General features: G+C 38.1%; 22 protein-coding genes. 19 read left to right on the top strand and 3 right to left on the bottom strand.

Translation table 11 applies throughout. The features are described 5' to 3' along the window. Window positions 1-125: 125 nt before the first annotated feature. Genes purE through purD form a run of 11 tightly spaced genes read left to right on the top strand, consistent with a single transcriptional unit; the run spans window position 126 to window position 11,252 of the window. Window positions 126-608 carry a 5-(carboxyamino)imidazole ribonucleotide mutase gene (gene purE, locus OCL94_RS07435; protein ID WP_262996092.1) on the top strand — a complete coding sequence of 161 codons (483 nt, stop codon included), beginning with the start codon at window positions 126-128 and terminating at the stop codon, window positions 606-608. After that, window positions 595-1,713: a 5-(carboxyamino)imidazole ribonucleotide synthase gene (gene purK / locus OCL94_RS07440; protein WP_262996094.1), complete on the top strand. Its 1,119-nt coding sequence runs from the start codon at window positions 595-597 to the stop codon at window positions 1,711-1,713. Before purE ends, purK begins: the two co-directional genes overlap by 14 nt. Next, on the top strand, window positions 1,710-2,411 hold the full coding sequence (purC, locus tag OCL94_RS07445) for a phosphoribosylaminoimidazolesuccinocarboxamide synthase (protein ID WP_262996096.1): 702 nt from the start codon (window positions 1,710-1,712) through the stop codon (window positions 2,409-2,411). The genes purK and purC overlap by 4 nt, the downstream gene beginning before the upstream one ends. 2 nt (window positions 2,412-2,413) lie before the next feature. After that, entirely contained in the window at window positions 2,414-2,674 is a 261-nt protein-coding gene (gene purS / locus OCL94_RS07450; RefSeq protein ID WP_262996098.1) for a phosphoribosylformylglycinamidine synthase subunit PurS, read from the top strand. Then, window positions 2,674-3,336 (top strand): phosphoribosylformylglycinamidine synthase subunit PurQ, encoded by a 663-nt coding sequence (purQ, locus tag OCL94_RS07455; protein WP_262996099.1) that lies wholly within the window; start codon window positions 2,674-2,676, stop codon window positions 3,334-3,336. Before purS ends, purQ begins: the two co-directional genes overlap by 1 nt. A gap of 2 nt (window positions 3,337-3,338) precedes the next feature. Then, window positions 3,339-5,519: a phosphoribosylformylglycinamidine synthase subunit PurL gene (gene purL / locus OCL94_RS07460; protein WP_262996101.1), complete on the top strand. Its 2,181-nt coding sequence runs from the start codon at window positions 3,339-3,341 to the stop codon at window positions 5,517-5,519. After that, window positions 5,498-6,916, top strand: a complete 1,419-nt coding sequence (gene purF, locus OCL94_RS07465) for an amidophosphoribosyltransferase (RefSeq protein WP_262996103.1) — start codon at window positions 5,498-5,500, stop codon at window positions 6,914-6,916. Before purL ends, purF begins: the two co-directional genes overlap by 22 nt. A gap of 2 nt (window positions 6,917-6,918) precedes the next feature. Continuing rightward, complete coding sequence (purM, locus tag OCL94_RS07470) at window positions 6,919-7,950, top strand: phosphoribosylformylglycinamidine cyclo-ligase (protein ID WP_262996105.1); 1,032 nt, start codon at window positions 6,919-6,921, stop codon at window positions 7,948-7,950. 1 nt (window position 7,951) lies between these two features. After that, the gene (gene purN, locus OCL94_RS07475; protein WP_262996107.1) at window positions 7,952-8,518 is read left to right on the top strand and encodes a phosphoribosylglycinamide formyltransferase; all 567 of its coding nucleotides are present in this window, start codon (window positions 7,952-7,954) and stop codon (window positions 8,516-8,518) included. Between the two features lie 10 nt (window positions 8,519-8,528). Then, a complete protein-coding gene (purH, locus tag OCL94_RS07480; RefSeq protein ID WP_262996109.1) occupies window positions 8,529-10,007 on the top strand; it encodes a bifunctional phosphoribosylaminoimidazolecarboxamide formyltransferase/IMP cyclohydrolase in 1,479 nt (492 codons plus the stop codon). Window positions 10,008-10,016: 9 nt separating this feature from the next. Further along, entirely contained in the window at window positions 10,017-11,252 is a 1,236-nt protein-coding gene (purD, locus tag OCL94_RS07485) for a phosphoribosylamine--glycine ligase (RefSeq protein ID WP_262996111.1), read from the top strand. A gap of 99 nt (window positions 11,253-11,351) precedes the next feature. On the opposite strand, the gene OCL94_RS07490 is transcribed toward purD, so the two are convergent. Further along, window positions 11,352-11,504 carry a hypothetical protein gene (locus OCL94_RS07490; protein WP_262996113.1) on the bottom strand — a complete coding sequence of 51 codons (153 nt, stop codon included), beginning with the start codon at window positions 11,502-11,504 and terminating at the stop codon, window positions 11,352-11,354. 138 nt (window positions 11,505-11,642) lie between these two features. Here OCL94_RS07490 and auxA point away from each other — a divergent pair, with 138 nt between their 5' ends. The 5 genes from auxA to ptsP all read left to right on the top strand — a co-directional run bounded on the left by auxA (window position 11,643) and on the right by ptsP (window position 17,122). After that, window positions 11,643-12,917, top strand: a complete 1,275-nt coding sequence (auxA, locus tag OCL94_RS07495) for a lipoteichoic acid stability factor AuxA (protein WP_262996115.1) — start codon at window positions 11,643-11,645, stop codon at window positions 12,915-12,917. A gap of 238 nt (window positions 12,918-13,155) precedes the next feature. Then, on the top strand, window positions 13,156-14,325 hold the full coding sequence (locus tag OCL94_RS07500; RefSeq protein WP_262996117.1) for a class I SAM-dependent rRNA methyltransferase: 1,170 nt from the start codon (window positions 13,156-13,158) through the stop codon (window positions 14,323-14,325). 83 nt (window positions 14,326-14,408) lie between these two features. Continuing rightward, window positions 14,409-14,948 carry a DUF697 domain-containing protein gene (locus OCL94_RS07505; RefSeq protein WP_262996119.1) on the top strand — a complete coding sequence of 180 codons (540 nt, stop codon included), beginning with the start codon at window positions 14,409-14,411 and terminating at the stop codon, window positions 14,946-14,948. Between the two features lie 198 nt (window positions 14,949-15,146). Continuing rightward, window positions 15,147-15,413: a phosphocarrier protein HPr gene (locus tag OCL94_RS07510; RefSeq protein WP_262996121.1), complete on the top strand. Its 267-nt coding sequence runs from the start codon at window positions 15,147-15,149 to the stop codon at window positions 15,411-15,413. Next, window positions 15,413-17,122, top strand: coding sequence for a phosphoenolpyruvate--protein phosphotransferase (gene ptsP / locus OCL94_RS07515; protein WP_411268492.1), 1,710 nt, complete (start codon window positions 15,413-15,415; stop codon window positions 17,120-17,122). The genes OCL94_RS07510 and ptsP overlap by 1 nt, the downstream gene beginning before the upstream one ends. A gap of 45 nt (window positions 17,123-17,167) precedes the next feature. Here ptsP and OCL94_RS07520 read toward each other — a convergent pair whose 3' ends face one another. Continuing rightward, on the bottom strand, window positions 17,168-17,998 hold the full coding sequence (locus OCL94_RS07520; RefSeq protein WP_262996123.1) for a metallophosphoesterase: 831 nt from the start codon (window positions 17,996-17,998) through the stop codon (window positions 17,168-17,170). Continuing rightward, window positions 17,991-18,257, bottom strand: coding sequence for a glutaredoxin family protein (locus OCL94_RS07525; RefSeq protein ID WP_262996125.1), 267 nt, complete (start codon window positions 18,255-18,257; stop codon window positions 17,991-17,993). The genes OCL94_RS07520 and OCL94_RS07525 overlap by 8 nt, the downstream gene beginning before the upstream one ends. Window positions 18,258-18,425: 168 nt before the next feature. Here OCL94_RS07525 and OCL94_RS07530 point away from each other — a divergent pair, with 168 nt between their 5' ends. The 3 genes from OCL94_RS07530 to OCL94_RS07540 are packed head-to-tail and all read left to right on the top strand — an operon-like array spanning window position 18,426 to window position 21,463. Continuing rightward, window positions 18,426-19,769 (top strand): cytochrome ubiquinol oxidase subunit I, encoded by a 1,344-nt coding sequence (locus OCL94_RS07530; RefSeq protein WP_262996127.1) that lies wholly within the window; start codon window positions 18,426-18,428, stop codon window positions 19,767-19,769. Further along, the gene (locus OCL94_RS07535; RefSeq protein ID WP_262996129.1) at window positions 19,769-20,788 is read left to right on the top strand and encodes a cytochrome d ubiquinol oxidase subunit II; all 1,020 of its coding nucleotides are present in this window, start codon (window positions 19,769-19,771) and stop codon (window positions 20,786-20,788) included. Before OCL94_RS07530 ends, OCL94_RS07535 begins: the two co-directional genes overlap by 1 nt. Before the next feature lie 12 nt (window positions 20,789-20,800). Further along, window positions 20,801-21,463, top strand: a complete 663-nt coding sequence (locus tag OCL94_RS07540; protein ID WP_262996131.1) for a potassium channel family protein — start codon at window positions 20,801-20,803, stop codon at window positions 21,461-21,463. The last annotated feature ends 6 nt before the right edge of the window (window positions 21,464-21,469 follow it).

The raw sequence follows: 21,469 nt of genomic DNA on the forward strand, positions 1-21,469 counted from the left end.
TTTGAAAAAAGTATTTAAATGTTCGTAAATTGCATTGAAAAATGAATATTGAATTGTTATGCTATATATGTAATATACACTTTATTGAAAGCGTTTTTCAAATAATTCATAAAGGATGATGTTTGGTGAAGGTAGCAGTAATTATGGGTTCTTCTTCTGACTGGTCGACGATGAAAGCAACGTGCGATATGCTCGATCATTTCGAGATTCCTTACATTAAGGAAGTAGTCTCTGCACATCGTACACCACATTTAATGGTGGACTTTGCAACACAAGCACGTGCCAATGGAATTGATGTCATTATTGCAGGTGCAGGTGGTGCAGCACACTTACCTGGCATGGTTGCTTCAATGACGACGTGCCCTGTGATCGGTGTACCGATTGAGTCGAAAGCGTTAAAAGGAATGGATTCATTATTGTCTATTGTTCAAATGCCCGGGGGGATTCCAGTTGCAACGACTGCAATTGGAACAGCAGGTGCAAAGAATGCCGGTATTCTTGCAGCACGTATGTTAAGTATTCACAATACAGCATTAATTGAGAAACTGGATGCATATGAAGCGTCTTTAGTAGAGAAAGTCGAGGCGATGCAAAGTGACTTACACTAAATTGAAACTCGGTCAGTCGATTGGGATCATCGGCGGGGGTCAGCTCGGCAAGATGATGGCTCAATCTGCACAGCGTATGGGGTTTAAAGTGAATATTTTAGATCCGGATCCGACGTGTCCAGCACGATTTGTCTCACATCAATTTATTGAATCACCATATAACGATATTGACGGTTTAAGACGATTAAGTGATATCAGTGATTGTATTACGTATGAGTTTGAGAATATTAATGCCGAAACGTTAAAGGCAATTTGTGCAGTCAATCATGTACCGCAAGGGTATGAAACAGTCGGCATATTGCAGAACCGTTTATCAGAAAAAGAAGCAATCGCTTCTAGTGGTGCAATTGTCGTTCCGTATCGTAAAGTGGACAGTCAAGCTGCACTTGATCAGGCGATTCAGGATTTATCATATCCGATTGTGTTAAAGACAATATTCGGTGGTTACGATGGTAAAGGTCAGCTTGTATTAACTTCTGAAGCACAATTAGAAGAAGCATACGGCATGGTAGAGAACGCAGTCCTTGTTGCAGAGCAAATGATCGAACTTGACCGTGAAATATCGATTACAGCTTCACGCAATTTACAAGGTGAGATTTGTTATTTCCCGGTACAGGAGAATGAGCATCGCAATCAAATCTTATTTAAGACCACAGTCCAACACACGCATCCATATACGGAGCAGGCGATTGCTGAAGTGGAGAAGATTATTTCTGCAATCCATTTCGTTGGTACATTTACGGTGGAGTTCTTTATCGATAAAGCAGGACAATTATATGTCAATGAAATTGCACCGCGTCCACACAATTCAGGCCATTATTCGATTGAAGCCTGTGACTATTCACAGTTTGATACGCACATCTTATCTGTCATCGGCTATCCATTGCCGAAGCAAATTACATTACACGAACCGGCAGTGATGTACAACTTACTTGGTCAGGATTTAGATGCAATGGAACGTTATTTCCCGGAGCATCCTGAATGGCATGTCCATGTGTATGGTAAAGCTGTAAGGAAAGAAAATCGCAAAATGGGTCATATTACCCTTTTGTTAGACGATAAAGCGGATACGTATTATCCTATTTATGAGGAGATGATGAAATGACTTTAGTGTATGAAGGTAAAGCGAAACGTGTATTTAAAACAGAAGATGATAACATTTATCGTATTGAGTACAAAGATGAAGTAACAGCAGGTAATGGTGCAAAGAAAGATAAGATGGCAGGGAAAGGGCGTTTAAATAACTTAATTACAAGTTATTTCTTCGAACGCTTGACACAAGAAGGTGTACCATCGCACTTTATAGAGCGCACGAGTGAGACGGAACAACTGGTGAAGAAAGTGACGATTATTCCGTTAGAAGTTGTTGTACGCAATGTCGCTGCAGGCTCTATCGTTAAGCGTCTAGGTTTTGATAATGGGCAAGTGTTTGACAAGCCACTCGTTGAGTTCTATTACAAGAAAGATGAACTAAACGATCCATTTATTTCAGATGACCATGTGAAGTTATTAGGGTTAGCTGATGATAAAGATATTCACGAATTAAAGCGTCAGGCTTTAATCGTTAACGAAACGTTAATCAAGATCATGAATGAAATGGATTTAACGCTCGTTGATTTCAAGATTGAATTTGGTAAAGATAGCGACGGCAATATCTTGTTAGCCGATGAAATTTCACCGGATACTTGTCGTATTTGGGACAAAGCAACAAATGAGAACTTTGACAAAGATGTTTACCGCAATAACACAGGCTCTTTAATTGATACGTATACTAAATTTTATAATAAACTGGAGGCTTTATAATCATGACTAAAATCGAATTACACATCACATTACAACCGCAAGTATTAGATACGCAAGGGGAAGCTTTAACACGCGCAGTACACGATTTAGGATACAAACAAGTGAACGATATTCGCGTAGGGAAAGTATTATTTATGACAGTCGATGAAGCAAGTGACGCAGCAGTAGCGAATGTTGTTAACACATTAAGCGAAAAATTATTTGCCAATACAGTTATCGAAGAGTATCGCTATAAAATTATCGAAGATGAGGAGACAAAATAATGAAATTTGCTGTGATTGAATTTCCGGGTTCAAACTGTGATAGAGATATGTTCAATGCAGCGCTTAACACAGGGTTTGAAGCGGAATACGTTGATTATCGAGAAACGTCTTTAGAAGGCTTTGACGGGGTATTAATTCCTGGTGGTTTCTCATTCGGAGATTATTTACGTTGTGGTGCGATGGCACGTGTTGCGCCAATCGTTCCTGAGGTGAAACGTTTAGCTGCAGAAGGCCGTCCTGTATTAGGTGTGTGTAATGGATTTCAGATTCTTACGGAGATTGGTTTATTACCAGGTGCGTTAATGCATAATACAAGTCATAAATTTATTTGTCAGAACGAGTCATTAAAGATCGTTAACAATACAACGAAATTTACGCATCTTTATGATCAAGATGAAACAGTGATCTATCCGATTGCACACGGTGAAGGGAACTATTACTGCTCATCAGAAACGTTAAAAGAATTACAGGACAACAATCAAATTATTTTAACTTATAACAACAATCCAAACGGATCAATTGAAGATATCGCAGGAATTGTAAATAAAGCAGGTAACGTTTGTGGTATGATGCCACATCCAGAGCGTGCGATGGAATCATTATTAGGTACAGATGATGGTGTGAAGTTATTCCAGTCCATTTTAGAAAGTTGGGGGAAATAAGCATGGTGAAATTTTTAGAACCGAATGCACAAGAAATTAAAGAGAATAAGCTATATGCTGAAATGGGTTTAACAGATGCTGAATACGATAAAGTTGTTGAAATACTAGGGCGTATGCCAAACTATACTGAAATCGGTATCTTTTCTGTAATGTGGAGTGAACACTGTTCATATAAACATTCTAAACCATTCTTAAAGCAATTTCCGGTCATTGGTGAACGTGTATTAATGGGACCTGGTGAAGGTGCCGGGGTTGTCGACATCGGTGATAACCAGGCCGTTGTATTCAAAGTAGAATCACATAACCATCCTTCAGCGATTGAGCCGTATCAAGGTGCAGCAACAGGTGTGGGTGGTATCGTTCGTGATATCGTATCGATTGGTGCGCGTCCAATCCAGTTACTCAACTCATTACGTTTCGGTGAATTAACGGAAAAGCAGAATAAACGCTTATTTAGTGGTGTCGTTGCAGGGATCGGTGGATATGGTAACTGTATCGGTATCCCGGCGGTTGCTGGCGAAATCGAATTCGATTCGCGTTATGATGGTAATCCATTAGTCAATGCGATGTGTGTCGGTATTATTGATCACGACAAAATCCAAAAAGGGACTGCTAAAGGTGTCGGTAACCCTGTCATTTATGTCGGTTTAAAGACAGGTCGTGATGGTATTCACGGTGCAACATTCGCGTCAGAAGAATTAAGTGAAGAAAGCGAAGCGAAACGTCCATCAGTACAAATTGGTGACCCATTTGTCGGTAAGAAGTTAATGGAAGCGACGTTAAAAGCGATTACGTATCCGGAACTTGTTGGGATTCAGGATATGGGTGCTGCAGGGCTTACATCATCAAGCTCTGAAATGGCAGCGAAAGGTGAGTCAGGGATTCACTTACAGTTAGAGAAAGTACCGACGCGTGAAGCAGGTATTTCACCATATGAAATGATGTTATCAGAAACGCAGGAACGTATGCTTTTAGTTGTAGAGAAAGGTTCTGAACAAAAGTTCTTAGATTTATTTGAACACCATGAATTAGATGCAGCTGTTATCGGTGAAGTAACAGATACTGACCGTTTCGTCTTAACATATGAAGGTGAAGTATTTGCAGATATTCCGGTACAACCATTATCGGACGAAGCACCTGTTTACGTATTAGAAGGTAAAGCAGCAGAATTCGCTGATGTTGATCATAACTATGACAACATTGATGCACAAGACGTATTTACACGTCTGTTAAATCATCCGACAATTGCTTCAAAAACGTGGGCATATTCTCAATATGATCAGCAAGTCGGTGCGAACACAATTATTAAACCAGGTTTATCAGCAGGTGTTACACGTGTTGAAGGTACGACGAAAGCAATCGCATCTACAATAGACGGTGAAGCACGTTACGTATTTAACAATCCATACGAAGGCGGTAAGATGGTCGTTGCGGAAGCGTATCGTAACTTAATCGCTGTCGGCAGTTTACCCCTTGCAATGACAGACTGTTTAAACTACGGTAACCCTGAAAAGCCTGAAATTTATCAGCAGTTAGCAGATTCTACTAAAGGAATGGCCGAAGCATGTCGCGCGCTCAATACACCTGTTGTATCAGGTAACGTTTCTTTATACAACGAAACGAAAGGTGATGCTATCTTCCCGACACCTGTTGTAGGGATGGTCGGTTTAATCGAAGATGTGAACTATTTAAATGATTTCAAACCTCAAGCTGGTGAGAAAGTTTACTTAGTAGGAGAATTAAAGTCAGACTTCGGTGGTTCTCAAATTGAGAAATTATTATATAACGAAGTATCGCACGTAACGACTACGATAGATCTTGAAACTGAAGTACAACGTGGAGAAGCAATCCGTAAAGCAATTACTGACGGCAAATTATCACACGTTCAAGCAGTAGGTAAAGGCGGATTAGCAATTAAATTAGCTCAAATCACAGCTTACTTCAATACAGGCATTAATGCACAAGTTGATGCAACAAACGCAGAAATTTTTGCAGAAACACAAGGAAACTATATTTTAATTGCTAAAGAAGGATTTGTTCCTGAAAATGCAATTGAAATCGGAACTTTTGGGGGATCTACATTTACATTAAAAACAAACCAAGGCGAAATTTCTGAAAGTGTCTCAACAATCAGTGCGTCTTGGAAAGGGGCAATTGAACAATGTATGACATCAGAGGCCTAAATGAAGAATGTGGCGTCTTCGGTATTTGGGGTCACCCGAATGCCGCTGACCTTACATATATGGCACTGCATTCATTACAGCACCGTGGTCAGGAAGGTGCAGGGATTGTATGTTCTGACGAATCGAATATATACGGTGCCCGTGGAATGGGGCTATTACCTGAAGCCATCAGCCAAGTAAAGTTAGATTCATTAAGCAGCTTTAATCATGCGATTGGTCATGTTCGTTATGCGACGACGGGTGCGTCCGAATTATCGAACGTGCAACCGTTTATCTTTAAACATTCTAAAGGGGATATTGGGTTAGCACATAACGGTAACTTGACGAACGCAGAACAAATTAAACTGGCATTAGAATCTGAAGGTGCAATCTTCCAGACATCAAGTGATTCTGAAGTGCTCGGTCACCTGCTGTTAAAGGCGAAATCAAATAATAAACTTGCGAACTTTAAAGCGGCATTAAATCAAATTAAAGGTGCGTTTAGTTTCTTAGTATTACATCCGGAGCAAATGTTTGTTGCGCGTGATAGTAACGGCGTGCGTCCGTTAATGCTTGGTATGGTTGACGGTGCATATTGTGTTGCCAGTGAAACATGTGCGTTTACTGCAATTGGTGCAGATTACATTCGTGATATTGAACCAGGTGAAGTGTTGATCTTTAACAATCAAGGTCTTGCAGAAGATACGTATACGACAAATACAGCATCGCATATGTGTTCAATGGAATATGTATATTTCGCACGTCCGGATTCAGAGTTTAGAAAGCATTCTATTTATGAAGTGCGTAAAGCGTTAGGAATGCAACTAGCGAAAGAAATGAATGTTGAAGCGGATGTCGTGATTGGTGTACCGGACTCTTCACTTCAGGCAGCGAAAGGTTTCTCTATGCAATCGGGCATTTCGAATGAACAAGGTTTAATTAAGAATCGTTATGTCGGCCGTACATTTATTGCACCGAATCAGAAGTTACGCGAACGTGCTGTCCGTATGAAACATTCACCGGTGCGTGATGTGATTGAAGGGAAACGTGTCATCGTTATCGATGATTCTATCGTGCGTGGTACGACGAGTAAATTTATTGTGAAGACATTAAAGAATGCAGGCGCGAAAGAGGTGCATATGGCTATTTCTTCGCCACCTTTAATTCATCCATGTTATTACGGTATTGACGTATCAACACATGCTGAACTGATTGCATCAGACAAAAGTATTGAAGAGATTAAAGATATTTTAGAAGTGGACTCATTAACGTATTTATCGGTTGAAGGGATGCATGAAGTGTTCAGTCAATTTGATTCAAAGGGTGAATGTAACGCGTGTTTCACAGGCAATTACCCGATTGAAATCGTTGACCACTTATTACCTGAAGACAAAGAGAAGAAGAAGAAGGGAGTCTAACGATGGCTGAAAGTTATAAACAATCTGGCGTAGATATTCATGCGGGGTATGAAGCAGTAGAAAGAATGAAAAAGCACGTTGATCGAACTATGCGTAAAGAAGTACTTGGCGGTTTAGGGAGTTTCGGTGCAGCGTTTGATTTATCACAACTGAATATGAAACAGCCCGTGCTTGTTTCAGGGACTGACGGTGTCGGTACGAAGTTACGTTTAGCAATTGATGCAGATCAACATGACACAATCGGTATTGATGCAGTGGCAATGTGTGTGAATGACATATTAACAACAGGTGCAATGCCGTTATACTTTTTAGATTATTTAGCGTTAAACAAAGTGGACCCTGTTATCGTTGAGCAAATTGTTAAAGGCGTAGCTGAAGGTTGTGTACAAAGTGAATGTGCATTAATCGGTGGTGAAACGGCTGAAATGGGCGATATGTATCATACTGGTGATTACGATATTGCTGGCTTTGCAGTAGGTGCTGTTGAGAAAGCGGACTATATTGACGGTTCTAACATCGCTGAAGGTGACGTGATATTAGGAATAGCTTCTAGTGGTATTCATTCTAATGGTTACAGCTTAGTTAGAAAGATTATTAAAGATAATCAATTAGATTTAACTGCTGAATTTACAGATGGTAAGACGCTGTTAGATACAGTATTAGAACCGACACGTATTTATGTTAAAGCGGCAAAAGCAGTGCTGGCGCATGCGAAAGTGAATGGTATGTGTCATGTGACGGGTGGCGGATTTATCGAGAATATTCCACGTGTCTTCCCTGAAGGTGTTTATCCGGAAATCGATGTGACAGCGATTCCGAAATTACCAATATTCGATTTATTACAGGATAAAGGTCAAATCGACGCGAAAGAAATGTATAACATTTTCAACATGGGGATTGGCTTTATCTTTATCGTGAATGCAAGTGAAGTAGCAAAGATTCAATCAGTTATGCAGACACAGTTCAACGAGCAAATTTATACGATCGGTCGCGTTGTCGCAGGTGAGGAAGACATCGTGATTACAGGAGTTTAATATGAAGAACGTTGCGATATTTGCGTCAGGTAATGGTTCGAATTACGAGAAGATTATGGAACATATTCAGGCAGGACAGTTAACAAATATTAATGTTGTCGGGTTGTATACGGATAAGCGTGAGGCATACGCGATTGAACGCGCGAAGCGTTTCGGTACACCAGTGCATCTATTTGAATTGTCACAGTTTGAGCATAAAACTGCTTATGAACAAGCGATACTCGCGCAACTTAAGAAAGATGCCGTCGAGTGGATCATCCTAGCAGGCTATATGAAGCTCGTTGGTCCAACATTGCTTGATGTATATGAAGGGCGTATGTTAAATATTCATCCGTCATTATTACCGAGCTTTCCAGGAAAAGATGCAGTCGGACAGGCATTACGTTACGGTGTACGTGTAACGGGTGCAACAGTGCATTACGTTGATAGCGGAATGGATACCGGAACGATCATTGATCAAATGAGCTGTCCGATATTAGAAGATGATACGCAAGCGTCATTACAACTGCGTGTTCAGAATCTTGAATATGAATTATATCCACGTGTGATAAAAAAAATCATTCAATAAGGAGTCTCCAATGAAAAAAGCATTATTAAGCGTTTCAGATAAAACAGGTATCGTAGCGTTTGCTGAACAGTTAGTGGCAAATGACTACGAAGTGTATTCTACAGGCGGAACGAAAAAAACGTTAGAAGACAATCATATTCCCGTTAAATCTGTCAGTGAATTAACGCACTTTCCAGAAATTATGGACGGTCGTGTGAAGACGTTACATCCGAACATTCATGGTGGCATATTAGCCGACCGTGATAATAGTGAGCACGTTGCAGCACTGAAAGAACATAACATTGCACCGATTGATTTAGTGGCAGTAAACTTATATCCATTTGAAGCAACGGTTGCAAATCCAGATGTTACAGAAGCGGATGCGATTGAGAATATCGACATCGGTGGACCGACAATGTTACGTTCATCTGCTAAAAACTTTAAGCATGTGATTACGGTTGTGGATCCGGCTGATTACGATACAGTTATTGCGCGTATTAAAGCAGATGAAGTGGATGACGCATTCCGTAAATCGTTAATGGTGAAAGTATTTGCGCATACAAATCATTACGATGAGGCGATTGTCAATTTCTTTAGCGACAATAAAGAAACGTTACGTTACGGTGAGAACCCACATCAAACGGCTGAATTTGTAAAGACGAGTGACGCAAACAACACATTAGCTGGTGCGAAACAATTACACGGTAAACCGTTAAGCTTTAATAATATTAAAGATGCGGATGCGACGCTTTTCTTAGCGAAGCAGTTTGATGGTCCAGCTGCAGTTGCAGTGAAACATATGAACCCATGTGGTGTTGGTACAGGTGAAACAATTGCTGAAGCATTCCAGCATGCATATGATGCGGATAGCCAAAGTATATTCGGTGGTATTGTTGCAGTGAACCGTGAAGTCGATAAAGCAACCGCTGAGAAGATGCATTCCATTTTCTTAGAAGTGATTATTGCACCTTCATTTAGTGCAGAAGCGCTGAACATATTAACACAAAAGAAAAATTTACGTTTACTTGAAATTGATATGACTGTAGAAGCAAACGAGAAAGAATTCGTTTCAGTGTCTGGTGGTTATTTAGTTCAGGATAAAGATTTATTAAACGTGAAGAAAGAAGATATGCGTGTCGTGACGAATGTGCAACCGACTGAAGCACAGTGGAAAGCGATTGAACTCGGCTGGAAAGTTGTGAAGAGTGTGAAATCAAATGCAATCGTATTAGCGAACGACAAACAAACGGTCGGTATCGGTGCAGGACAAATGAACCGTGTCGGTGCTGCGAAGATTGCCATTGAACGTGCGATTGAAATGAACGAGAATGTCGTGATGGCAAGTGACGGTTTCTTCCCGATGAGTGATACAGTTGAAACTGCACATGCGGCTGGAATTAGATGTATTGTTCAGCCTGGCGGTTCAATAAAAGATCAGGATTCAATTGATAAAGCGAATGAATTTGGCATTGCGATGGTAATGACGGACGTACGTCATTTCAAACACTAGGAGGCAGTTATGAAAGTATTAGTTATCGGTTCTGGTGGAAGAGAACATGCGTTAGTACGTAAGATTGGCAAGTCTTCACGTGTAGAAGAAGTATTCGTTATTCGTGGAAACGAAGCGATGGCACGTGAAGCGACAATCGTGGATATTGCAGAACATGATCACGATGCAATCGTACAATTTGCGACAGAACAAGCCATTGACTTAGTCGTTGTTGGTCCAGAACAACCATTAATTGATGGTTTAAGCGATCGATTAACGGCAGCGGGCATTAAGACATTTGGTCCTAATAGTAGCGCTGCGCAAATGGAAGGGTCGAAAGATTTCGCGAAAGCGTTAATGGCGAAATATAATATTCCGACAGCGCAATACGAAACAATTGAGAATAAAGCAGATGCCATTCAATATGTGAAACAGCACGGTACACCGATTGTCATTAAATATGATGGACTCGCAGCGGGAAAAGGTGTTGTCGTTGCAATGGACGAAGCAACAGCGATGGATGCAATCAATGACTTCTATACTGAGGAACATGCTAAAGTTGTCTTCGAGGAATATTTAGAAGGTGAAGAATTCTCATTAATGGTAATGGTGAATGATGATTTCTGTATTCCATTCGATACGATTGCGCAAGACCATAAACGTGCATACGATGGTGATAAAGGGCCGAATACGGGTGGTATGGGTGCGTACTGTCCGGTCAGTCATATTAGTGATGACATGATTGAACGTACAAATCAGGAAATCGTTTATCCGGTTGTTCAGGCGATGCATAAAGAAGGATTAAATTATTTTGGTATTCTTTATGTAGGTGCTATTGTTACGATTGAAGGCCCGAAAGTTATTGAATTTAATGCACGTTTCGGAGACCCGGAAGCACAAGTATTATTACGTCGTTTAGAGACAGACTTTATTGAGTTGATTGAAGCGGTAGAGAACAAACAACCGTTAGATTTAATGTGGCGCAATAAAACGATTTGTGGCGTTGTGTTAGCATCTAATGGCTATCCTGGTAGCTATGATAAAGGGCATGTTGTGAAAGGTTATGACTATCAGACGGATTATATCGTCTCTGCGTTAAAGCAAGAAGATGGCGAGTGGGTGACGAATGGTGGTCGCGTCATGATCGCATTAGGCGAAGGAGATAGTTTACAGGAAGCACAGGCAAATAGTTATCAATTAGTAGAACACATTCAGTGTGACGGTATGTTCTACCGTAAAGATATTGGGAATAAAGGATTGGTGTGATATTTAAAATGATGGCCGATAAAGTGAATTTATCGGCCATCATTTTGATTGTCGAAGTCAAAAAGTACCCACTAGATAAAATCTAGTGGGTGAATTTTATTATTCTAATGTTTTTTGAACATCTTCTTTAGTTTGTTCGATACCTTCGTTTAAATCATCTTTAGATTGTTGTGCTTGATCATTAACTTGATCAGTCGCTTCCTCTTTCGCTTGTTCTGCGTTTTGTTTTAATGCTTCATATTTATCAGTCATGTTGATTCCTCCTCATACTTGATAATATATGTATTCCCGAGATTGATAATAATAAACATGGTCATACTTAAGGATGATTTTTTTAATTTTATAAGACTTTTATCCTATATTTTCATATAATGAAAATGAGGTGGAATTATGAACTGGATTAAAAAGCATTTCGAAATATTAATCGGGTATTTACTTGCAGCGGTCAGTATTTTACTCGGCGCATTTATTATTTATCACCGCAACCAGATCGCGCACTTTAAAGATATTGCGGTCAATAAGCTACATATGTATAACTTTTTTGATTTCATTAATATATATATTTTTGAACTAATCAAATTGTTAAGTCATTATATTAGTCATTTCCCTTTATTGTATGGTATCGCTTTGATTGTAGTCGGGTTTACATTTATATTCGTATCCCGCAAATTAAAGGAGACAACGATATTCGATAAGACGATTGCATATTTTTATTTAATGACTGCAAGCTTAATACTTGTAGCTATCAGTATCTTTTTATTTGAAGTATACGGTATTTTTTCTTTATTATATTTATTATTTTTCGCTGCACTCGTATACTTTACAATCAATCGTCGTAAACTGAATGCAAATTATCGTAAGTTTCATTTTCTGGTGTTAATTGCGATTTATGCCATTGCATATTTTATGACGCAACTTGCAGTGTACGACAACTTAAATAAAGATAAAGTGACGGCGCTTGATGTGATGAGTATTAATTTTTATTTCATTACGTTATTAGTGCTTGCAACGTTATGTTTGGTGAACTACGTGTTCTTAAAGCGTACATTACATGGTAAAGCACAAGATGAACCATTATCTCGACGCAGTAAGAAGAAAGACTTCCAATTGAATCGTAAATTGCAGGACGGTACGAATTCAACGATTGAACGTTTATCGTCAACATCGATGCGACTTGATGAGAAGATAGTTCGTACATACCACAAGTTCATGCAATCCATGAAACGCACAATCAATTTGCAGGAAGAAGACATTCCAGGCTGGTTAAAGCGTCCGAAATGGCTGAAAGTATTTCAAATTGAATTGTTGTTCAGTGGTTTAATGTTTATTATTACATTAATAGAACTGAACAACCGTAATATATTATTTGAAGCGAGTAAATTCAATGTCGTAAAAATGCAGTACTTCTATGAATGGATTAATTTATTTGGGTTATTAATTGTTATTATCGCTTATATTTATTTCACGATTAGAATTTATATGAAAGATAGAGGCTATTTTGGTCAGCTGTTTGCGATTTCATTTTTATCGATTAAGATTGTGACATCGATTTACTTAATGTTATTTAAAGGTATTAATTTAGCGCTGTTCATCCCGCCAATCTTAATCCTGATGTTTATCTTTACGATGCCGCTGTATTTCCTTCACATTCGCAAACGTTATTAATCTATGTGATATAAAACAACGTGATTTAAAATTGTGAAATTTATATTGTGTACTACAACAATTCAGTATATAATTAAAGTGTAAACAACAACCATGGGGATGGGCGTTATTTTTCCGAATATAAATGATTCACGGTAGGTGCACTCAGTGTCACCTACCTTTTTTTGTTCGGTCCTAAACGCATTTCAGATGGCCTCTGTGTTATAGTAATAAATAATGAATAAAAAGGAGATCGACGATGAAACGAGTAACCCTCAAAAAGAACAAACAAGAAAAGTTTAAACAAGGTTATTTATTATTAGAAAATGATGATATTTACCAGAAAGATGATATTAATGAAGGTGAATTGTTCTCAGTGCAGTCCGATACAGCTGAACATTTAGGCACGTTCTACTGCGGCTTACAAAATCGTGGTTTCGGCTGGAAAGTAGATCCTGCCTATGTCACGACGTTAGATACAGCGTATTTCGTTAATTTATTTGAAGCAGCGAAATCATTCAGAGCATCATTGTTTAATGCAACGGATACGAACGCATTCCGACTGTATAATGGCGAAGGGGACGGTCTCGGTGGTTTCACGATTGATAACTATGCAGGACACTTACTCATCCAGTGGTATTCAAAAGGTATTTATCAGTATAAGACTGCAATTGTTGAAGCGATAAAGCAAGTGTTTGACTATGAAAGTATTTTTGAAAAGTTAAGATACGACAAAAATGTATCAACGCATCAAATCACAGAAGAAAAAGTTGAATTCCCAATCATGATTTTAGAGAATAATTTAAACTATATGATTGATTTAACGGACGGTGCGATGACTGGTTTATTCCTCGATCAACGTGATGTGCGTAAGAAATTACTTAAACTGAATACAAAAGGGAATGCATTTTTAAATTTATTTGCCTATTCCGGTGGTTTTTCAGTCGCAGCAGCAACAAACGGATATCATACGACGAATGTCGATATTGCGAAACGTTCGATTGAATTAATGGAACAGAACTTTGCGATTAATGATATTGCGCTTGAAGATCAAACATTTTATACCCTTGACGCTTTCGATGCACTGAAATACTTTGCGCGTCATTTAAAGACGTTTGATTGTATTGTTATTGATCCGCCAAGTTTTTCGAGAACGAAGAAGAAAGTATTCTCAGTTAAAGATAATTATCATGAGTTAATTGAAGCGGCAGTCCCGTTAGTCAATTACAATGGCTATTTGATACTTTCGACGAATGCGTCAAACATACAATTAAAGCAATTTAAAGCGATGATTGAAGAGACATTATCGCCGTTATGCCAATATGAAATTGAATCAGTGATGGGCTTACCGAAAGATTTCAAAACGACTGATAAATATAAACCATCTAAATATTTAAAAGTGATAACGGTTAAAATTCTGCCTTCATAAAATATTGATTAAAAAATAAAGATTAGGGAATAAATAGCTATAGCTTTTTATATTATTGATAAATTATGTTGAGGTGAACAAACATGGGATTATTAAATTCAGCAATTTCAATGGCGACAAATGCCGTCACTGATTATAATAAAAATCAATCAAAAACAGTAGTCAATCAATTGCCGAAAAGTGAAGCAGATTTAATTGAGCGCAGAGAACGCGCTGAAAAACTGATTCATAATAAATCGTTAATGAGTTCTGCGGCAGCGATTGTACCTATTCCAGGTTTAGATGTTACGACGGATATGAAATTAATGACAGATATTATCGAACAAATTAACGCTGAATATGGTTTAAGTCATAAACAAGTAAGTGGTTACACAGATGAGATGAAACAGAAGATCATGTTCTCAGCTGCCAAGACAGGTAGTGATTTCATCGGTAAGAAGATTACGACTGGCTTAGTAACAATCCTATTTAAAACGTTGTTACGTCGTGAAGTATTGAAACAATCGAAATGGGTTCCTGTTATTGGACAGGCCGTTTCAGGTACGATTAGTTATTACATGATGAAGCGACTCGGTAGTGCGCATATCGATAAATGTGAAAAAGTAGCAAGAGAGTTAATGTAATCGTTTACAAAATTGTTTGATTATATATAAATTTTACAAATTTCAGACACTTTTCGTATTCAAGGCACAAATGTTTGTAATAATACAGTCATTTGATTGAAGTTAAACGGTTAATCTGATATATTATTCATCGTATAGACTATAAAGTTATATATAAAAATAAACTGTTGCATATGCAACTAAAGGAGATTATTTATTATGGAACAACAATCTTACGTAATTATCGACGAAACAGGTATCCATGCACGTCCAGCGACGATGTTAGTACAAACAGCAAGTAAATTTGAATCTGATATTCAATTAGAATACAACGCTAAAAAAGTTAATTTAAAATCAATTATGGGTGTAATGAGTTTAGGTGTAGGTAAAGATGCTGAAATCACAATTTTCGCTGAAGGTTCAGATGAGAAAGAAGCGATTGCAGCAATTACTGACGTATTAGTTAAAGAAGGTTTAAGTAAATAATGACACATTTACAAGGTATTGGTGCATCTGACGGTGTTGCCATTGCGAAAGCATATTTGATGATTGAGCCGGATTTATCTTTTTCAGCGGACAAAGTATCAGATGTAGACGCTGAAGTTGAGAAATTTAAAGCTGCAATCAATCAATCAAAAGTAGAATTAACGCAAATCAGAAATAACGCAGAAGTTGCATTAGGTGCGGATAAAGCGGCTATTTTTGATGCGCATTTATTAGTGTTAGAAGATCCAGAACTTATTAACCCGATTGAAGAGAATATTAGAAACAATCAATCTAATGCAGCAAGTGCATTAACTGAAGTTTCAACAAACTTCGTTACGATTTTTGAATCGATGGACAACGAATATATGAGAGAACGTGCAGCAGATATTAAAGACGTATCTAAACGCGTATTATCTCATATTTTAGGTGTGACATTACCGAACCCAACATTAATTGATGAGCCTGTAGTGATTATTGCAGAAGATTTAACACCTTCTGATACAGCGCAACTTAATAAACAATTTGTGCAAGGCTTTGCAACTAATATTGGTGGACGTACATCTCACTCTGCAATTATGAGCCGTTCATTAGAAATTCCAGCTGTTGTTGGAACGAAGAACGTCACTGAACAAGTGAAACAAGGTGATTTCGTAATTGTTGATGGTATCGCTGGTGAAGTGATTATCAATCCTGACGAGGCAACGATTACAGCGTATAAACAAAAGCAATCTGCATTTATTGAAGAAAAAGAATTACTAAAGCAACTTGTGAACGATAAGACTGTTTCATCTGAAGGGAAACATGTGGAGTTAGCAGCGAACATTGGTACACCTGAAGATTTAGAAGGTGTCATTAATAATGGAGCTGAAGGTATCGGTTTATACCGTACTGAATTCTTATACATGGGTCGCGACAATATGCCGTCTGAAGATGAGCAATACGAAGCATATGCGAAAGTATTAAAAGCTATGGACGGTAAACGTGTTGTTGTACGTACGTTAGACATCGGTGGAGATAAAGAGTTACCATACTTAAACTTACCGAAAGAAATGAATCCGTTCTTAGGTTACAGAGCAATTCGTTTATGTTTAGCACAACCTGAAATCTTTAGACCACAAATAAGAGCATTATTACGTGCATCTGTTCACGGAAACTTAAGTATTATGTTCCCGATGATTGCAACGATTAATGAATTCCGTGCGGCTAAAGCGATGTTAGAAGAAGAAAAAGCAAACTTAACGAAAGAAAATATTAAGTTTAGCGATAACATTGAATTAGGTATTATGGTTGAGATTCCGTCAACAGCTGCAATGGCTGATGTATTCGCGAAAGAAGTGGACTTCTTTAGTATCGGAACAAATGACTTAATTCAATATACGATGGCAGCAGACCGTATGTCTGAACGTGTTTCTTATCTTTACCAGCCATATAACCCAGCGATTTTACGTTTAGTGAAACAAGTGATTGACGCAAGTCATAAAGAGGGTAAATGGACAGGTATGTGTGGAGAAATGGCAGGAGATACTACTGCGATTCCATTATTATTAGGTTTAGGTTTAGATGAGTTCTCAATGAGTGCGACAAGTATTTTACGTGCGCGTCGTCAAATTAAGAACTTAAGCCAGGTTGAAATGGCGAAAGTTGCAGAACAAGCATTAAACTGTGCAACACAGGAAGAAGTTGTTGCATTAGTGGATGCTTACTTATAAATAACAAAAAACTGAGCAGATCAATGATTTGCTCAGTTTTTTTTGTTATTTTATATTAATCTTCGTAATTTGTGGCTTCGACAAGAAGCGTATTGGTAAATGCGTTGTCCCGAGTCCTCTTGATACGTGTAAATACATCACATGTCGTCGATATTTTAAGCGATACAAACCTTTCAAATATTTACGGCCGAGTGAGGGACGAATCGGTGCACCGATAATCGGGATATAAATTTGACCGCCATGACTATGGCCGGAAAGTTGTAAATCCACGTCAAATTTTTTGACGAAATCCGCGTAATCGGGCTCATGCACAAGTGCAATCGTATAACATTGTTTGTTTTGTTTATTTTTTAATGCCTGTTCAATATTCCCGGAAGCATTAATAATATCATCAGTACCACAAAGGTAAATTTGTTCTCCGTCATAATGAATGAACTGTCCGGTATTCGTTAACACTTCAATGTTGCTATCACGTAATATAGCGGCGATATCATGCGTTAACGGATTACGTTGATCATGATTTCCATAGGCGAAATATGTCCCGAGAGATGCCTGTATCGTCTTCAGTAACGGAATATATTGTTTCGGATCCCCTTTATATTTGGCGATATTATCAAATAAATCACCAGTTATGACAACAATATGCGGGTTTAATGCATTAATATACTGTATATGCGTGATCAGATCATCATAATCATATTGAAATCCGATATGTAAATCTGAAATATGAACGATTGATAATGGCGCGTCATGCGTTGATTTCAAGCCCTTTAAATTGAGTTCATTCATCTGAACGTGTGATGGTGCACGATGAAAATAAGGTACGAGTGATTTACCGAAACGGTCGATTATCTCAAACATCAATGTTTTAAGCATGGTGCGTATCCAAATATTGTGCAATAGCTTCAGTATCAGGTGTATAGAATAATTGGTCGTCGATTTTAATTAAAGGTGTACTCATCGCATCATAATCAATCATTTCAATTTTATATGGCATATGTTTAATATTTTTTTCTGTGTACGGTATGTTCTTGTTATCGAAATACTGTTTAATAAATGTGCACGGCGGGCATGCATCTTGAGTGTAAATTTCAATGTTCATCTTATGTTTCCTTTCATCAATGATATTCTTCATTATAGCTTCAAACGTATGGCCTATCAATCTTCATCCATTTCTGGCATTCTATTTTATCAATTTTGCTCACATATTTGTCACAAAACAAGCGGTCATATTGCTTTATATTCAACTATGAGTATATTAAACTTAAATAAATGTGAGTACAATCACAAAAGGAGGAACATGATGGATGGTATAGTTATGAGTCGATTGCTAACCGCAATGACGTTAGGTTTTCATATTATTTTCGCGACGATTGGTGTCGGTATGCCGTTAATGATCATGATTGCAGAAGGATTAGGCATCAAGTATAACGATGCGAAATACACCGCAATGGCGCGCCGCTTTGCGAAGACATTTACAATTACAGTAGCAGTCGGTGTTGTTACTGGGACAATTATCGGCTTGCAGTTATCACTGCTTTGGCCATCGTTTATGCAGCTCGGTGGACAAGTCATCGCGTTACCGTTATTTATGGAAACATTCGCATTCTTTTTTGAAGCGATATTTTTAAGTATTTATTTATATACGTGGGACCGCTTTAAAAATAAATGGACACACTGGGCATTAAATATTCCGATTATTATCGGTTCAACGATGAGTGCGTTATTTATTACGAGTGTGAATTCTTTTATGAACACACCTGAAGGATTTAAAGTGAAAAATGGCGTATTAGTGGATATTGATCCAATTCAGGCGATGTTGAATGCATCATTTTTCGTACGTTCATTCCACGTCGTAACAACGGGTGGGATGACGATTGCGTTTTGTATAGCGAGTGTTGCAGCGGTAAAATTATTACGTAATAAGTTCCCTGAAGATAAAGGCTATCATCAGCAAGCATTAAAGATGGCGATGATTGTCGGACTCGTCTTTAGTTTATTAACAATATTAGCGGGAGATTTATCAGCTAAATTTTTACACAATGCACAACCAGAGAAATTGGCAGCAATGGAGTGGCATTTTGAAAGTGAAAGTAAAGCAGATTTAGTGTTGTTTGGTGTTCTTGATGAGAAGACACAGGAAGTAAAAGGTGCGATCAAAATTCCTGGTATGTTAAGTTTCTTAGCGGATAATAGCTTTGATACGAAAGTAAAAGGGTTAAATGAAATTCCAAAAGATGAGCAACCGCCATTAATTATTCATTATTTCTTTGATTTAATGGTATTCTTCGGCATGTTTAGCTTCGCTGTAAGTGTGTTGTATGTCATCATGCATAAAGTTAAACGACAAGTTTCAACGAGTTCGCTGATGCTCTATGCTATTGCGTTATGCGGACCGTTATGTATGTTAGCGATTGAATTTGGATGGTTCCTTGCAGAAATGGGACGTCAGCCATGGTTGTTACGCGGCTATTTGAAAGTCGCTGAAGGTGCGACGCATGCAGATGGTGTAAGTTTAGTGCTCGTAGCATTTGGTGTCCTTTATTTAATATTAGGGTTCTCATGTTGTTACGTATTGATACGTATGTATAAAGATAAACCAGCACAACTTGATGTTGAACAATATGCTAAAGGAGGTACCGAATAATGGATTATCAACATATCGGCATATTAGTGTTATGGACATTTTTATTCGGATACCTTATTTTAGGTGCGATTGACTTTGGTGCAGGATTCTTTATTCTGTATGCGAAAGTCACAGGACAGGAGAATGAATTGCGTGATGTCATTTCGCGTTATTTAAATCCAGTGTGGGAAGTTACAAACGTGTTTTTAGTGTTCTTCTTCGTTGGAATTGTCGGATTCTTCCCTGACACAGCATATTATTTCGGATCAACGTTATTACTACCTGTGAGTGTTGCGTTATTGTTGTTAACAATTCGTGGTTCGTTTTATGCATTTGAAACGTATGGTAAAGATTCTAAGCTTGCATGGGTTGCCTTATACGGTATTTCGGGCTTATTAATTCCAGCAGCTTTTTCGACAGTACTCACAATATCTGAAGGTGGCTTTATTACGAAGACGGCTAAAGGTGTCGAATTAAAGTGGTTTGAATTACTGATGAGTCCGTTTGCATGGAGTGTCGTATTTTTATGTATCATTTCAGTGTTGTATATTTCATCAGCATTTTTAACAGTATATGCGCATAAAGCGAAAGATTTCGCTGCCTATAAAATAATTCGTACGTGGTTTTTAATCTGGGCGTTACCGATGTTGATTATTTGTCAGTTTACGTTCTTAAGTTTACGTCAGCATAATCAATCTCACTTTGAAGTGGCGACAGGTCAATACTGGTGGATATTTGGTTTAAGTATAGTATTTTTCCTGATTGCATTTGCATTGTATTATTTTGAGAAACATATCGAAATTGCGTTAATTATGGTTATTTTACAGTTTGCTTCGGCATTTTATGGCTACGGATTATCGAAGTTACCGTACATTTTATATCCATATGTTAATATCGATAAAGCAGTCGTCAATGATACGATGGCCTTTGCATTAGTCGTTGTGTTTATTTTAGGTTTACTTTTATTACTCCCTTCTTTATATTTATTATTGAGACTATTCGTATTTGATAAAGAATATGTTAAAGGGAAGAAGAAATAATGGAGGGGTAATATGGAGAAAGAATTCGTAGTCATTGGATTAGGCCGATTTGGTGGCAGTATCGTTAAAGAATTAAATGCGTTAGATATGGATGTTATGGCCATCGATTCAGATGAAGCACGTGTAAATGAATATGCAGATATCGCGACACATGCCGTGATTGCAGATACGACAGATGAGAATGTATTGAAAAGTTTAGGGATTCGTAACTTTGATCATGTCATCGTAGCGATTGGTGATAATATTCAGGCGAGCATATTGACGACATTAATATTAAAAGATATCGGTGTTAAGAAAGTTACTGCTAAAGCACAGAATGATTATCATGCAAAAGTGTTAAATAAAATTGGGGCTGATACTGTCGTACATCCTGAGCGTGATATGGGAAGACGTATCGCACATAATGTAGCAAGTGCTTCAGTGTTAGATTATTTAGAGTTATCGGATCAGCATTCAATCGTGGAAATACGTGCGGGTGAAACCCTTGCAGGCAATACGATATTAGAAATGGACATTCGCGCGAATTACGGGATTAATATTATCGCCGTGAAACGTGGTAAAGATATTATCGTATCACCAGACCCAACAGTTGAAATTGAGAATGGTGATATTCTGATTATGATCGGCCATGACAACGATCTGAACCGATTTGAGAAGAAGATTATTAATGATTAGATAGTG

Origin of the sequence: Macrococcus capreoli, assembly GCF_025628935.1 — a bacterium.
GTDB classification, from domain to species: domain Bacteria; phylum Bacillota; class Bacilli; order Staphylococcales; family Staphylococcaceae; genus Macrococcoides; species Macrococcoides capreoli.

What these genes read in the sequence shown, in the direction of transcription:
- purC (WP_262996096.1), top strand. Translation starts at nt 1,710, where the DNA reads ATGACTTTAGTGTATGAAGGTAAAGCGAAACGTGTATTTAAAACAGAA.
- purS (WP_262996098.1), top strand. Translation starts at nt 2,414, where the DNA reads ATGACTAAAATCGAATTACACATCACATTACAACCGCAAGTATTAGAT.
- purQ (WP_262996099.1), top strand. Translation starts at nt 2,674, where the DNA reads ATGAAATTTGCTGTGATTGAATTTCCGGGTTCAAACTGTGATAGAGAT.
- purL (WP_262996101.1), top strand. Translation starts at nt 3,339, where the DNA reads ATGGTGAAATTTTTAGAACCGAATGCACAAGAAATTAAAGAGAATAAG.
- purF (WP_262996103.1), top strand. Translation starts at nt 5,498, where the DNA reads ATGTATGACATCAGAGGCCTAAATGAAGAATGTGGCGTCTTCGGTATT.
- purM (WP_262996105.1), top strand. Translation starts at nt 6,919, where the DNA reads ATGGCTGAAAGTTATAAACAATCTGGCGTAGATATTCATGCGGGGTAT.
- purN (WP_262996107.1), top strand. Translation starts at nt 7,952, where the DNA reads ATGAAGAACGTTGCGATATTTGCGTCAGGTAATGGTTCGAATTACGAG.
- purH (WP_262996109.1), top strand. Translation starts at nt 8,529, where the DNA reads ATGAAAAAAGCATTATTAAGCGTTTCAGATAAAACAGGTATCGTAGCG.
- purD (WP_262996111.1), top strand. Translation starts at nt 10,017, where the DNA reads ATGAAAGTATTAGTTATCGGTTCTGGTGGAAGAGAACATGCGTTAGTA.
- OCL94_RS07490 (WP_262996113.1), bottom strand. Translation starts at nt 11,504, where the DNA reads ATGACTGATAAATATGAAGCATTAAAACAAAACGCAGAACAAGCGAAA.
- auxA (WP_262996115.1), top strand. Translation starts at nt 11,643, where the DNA reads ATGAACTGGATTAAAAAGCATTTCGAAATATTAATCGGGTATTTACTT.
- OCL94_RS07500 (WP_262996117.1), top strand. Translation starts at nt 13,156, where the DNA reads ATGAAACGAGTAACCCTCAAAAAGAACAAACAAGAAAAGTTTAAACAA.
- OCL94_RS07505 (WP_262996119.1), top strand. Translation starts at nt 14,409, where the DNA reads ATGGGATTATTAAATTCAGCAATTTCAATGGCGACAAATGCCGTCACT.
- OCL94_RS07510 (WP_262996121.1), top strand. Translation starts at nt 15,147, where the DNA reads ATGGAACAACAATCTTACGTAATTATCGACGAAACAGGTATCCATGCA.
- ptsP (WP_411268492.1), top strand. Translation starts at nt 15,413, where the DNA reads ATGACACATTTACAAGGTATTGGTGCATCTGACGGTGTTGCCATTGCG.
- OCL94_RS07520 (WP_262996123.1), bottom strand. Translation starts at nt 17,998, where the DNA reads ATGCTTAAAACATTGATGTTTGAGATAATCGACCGTTTCGGTAAATCA.
- OCL94_RS07525 (WP_262996125.1), bottom strand. Translation starts at nt 18,257, where the DNA reads ATGAAGAATATCATTGATGAAAGGAAACATAAGATGAACATTGAAATT.
- OCL94_RS07530 (WP_262996127.1), top strand. Translation starts at nt 18,426, where the DNA reads ATGGATGGTATAGTTATGAGTCGATTGCTAACCGCAATGACGTTAGGT.
- OCL94_RS07535 (WP_262996129.1), top strand. Translation starts at nt 19,769, where the DNA reads ATGGATTATCAACATATCGGCATATTAGTGTTATGGACATTTTTATTC.
- OCL94_RS07540 (WP_262996131.1), top strand. Translation starts at nt 20,801, where the DNA reads ATGGAGAAAGAATTCGTAGTCATTGGATTAGGCCGATTTGGTGGCAGT.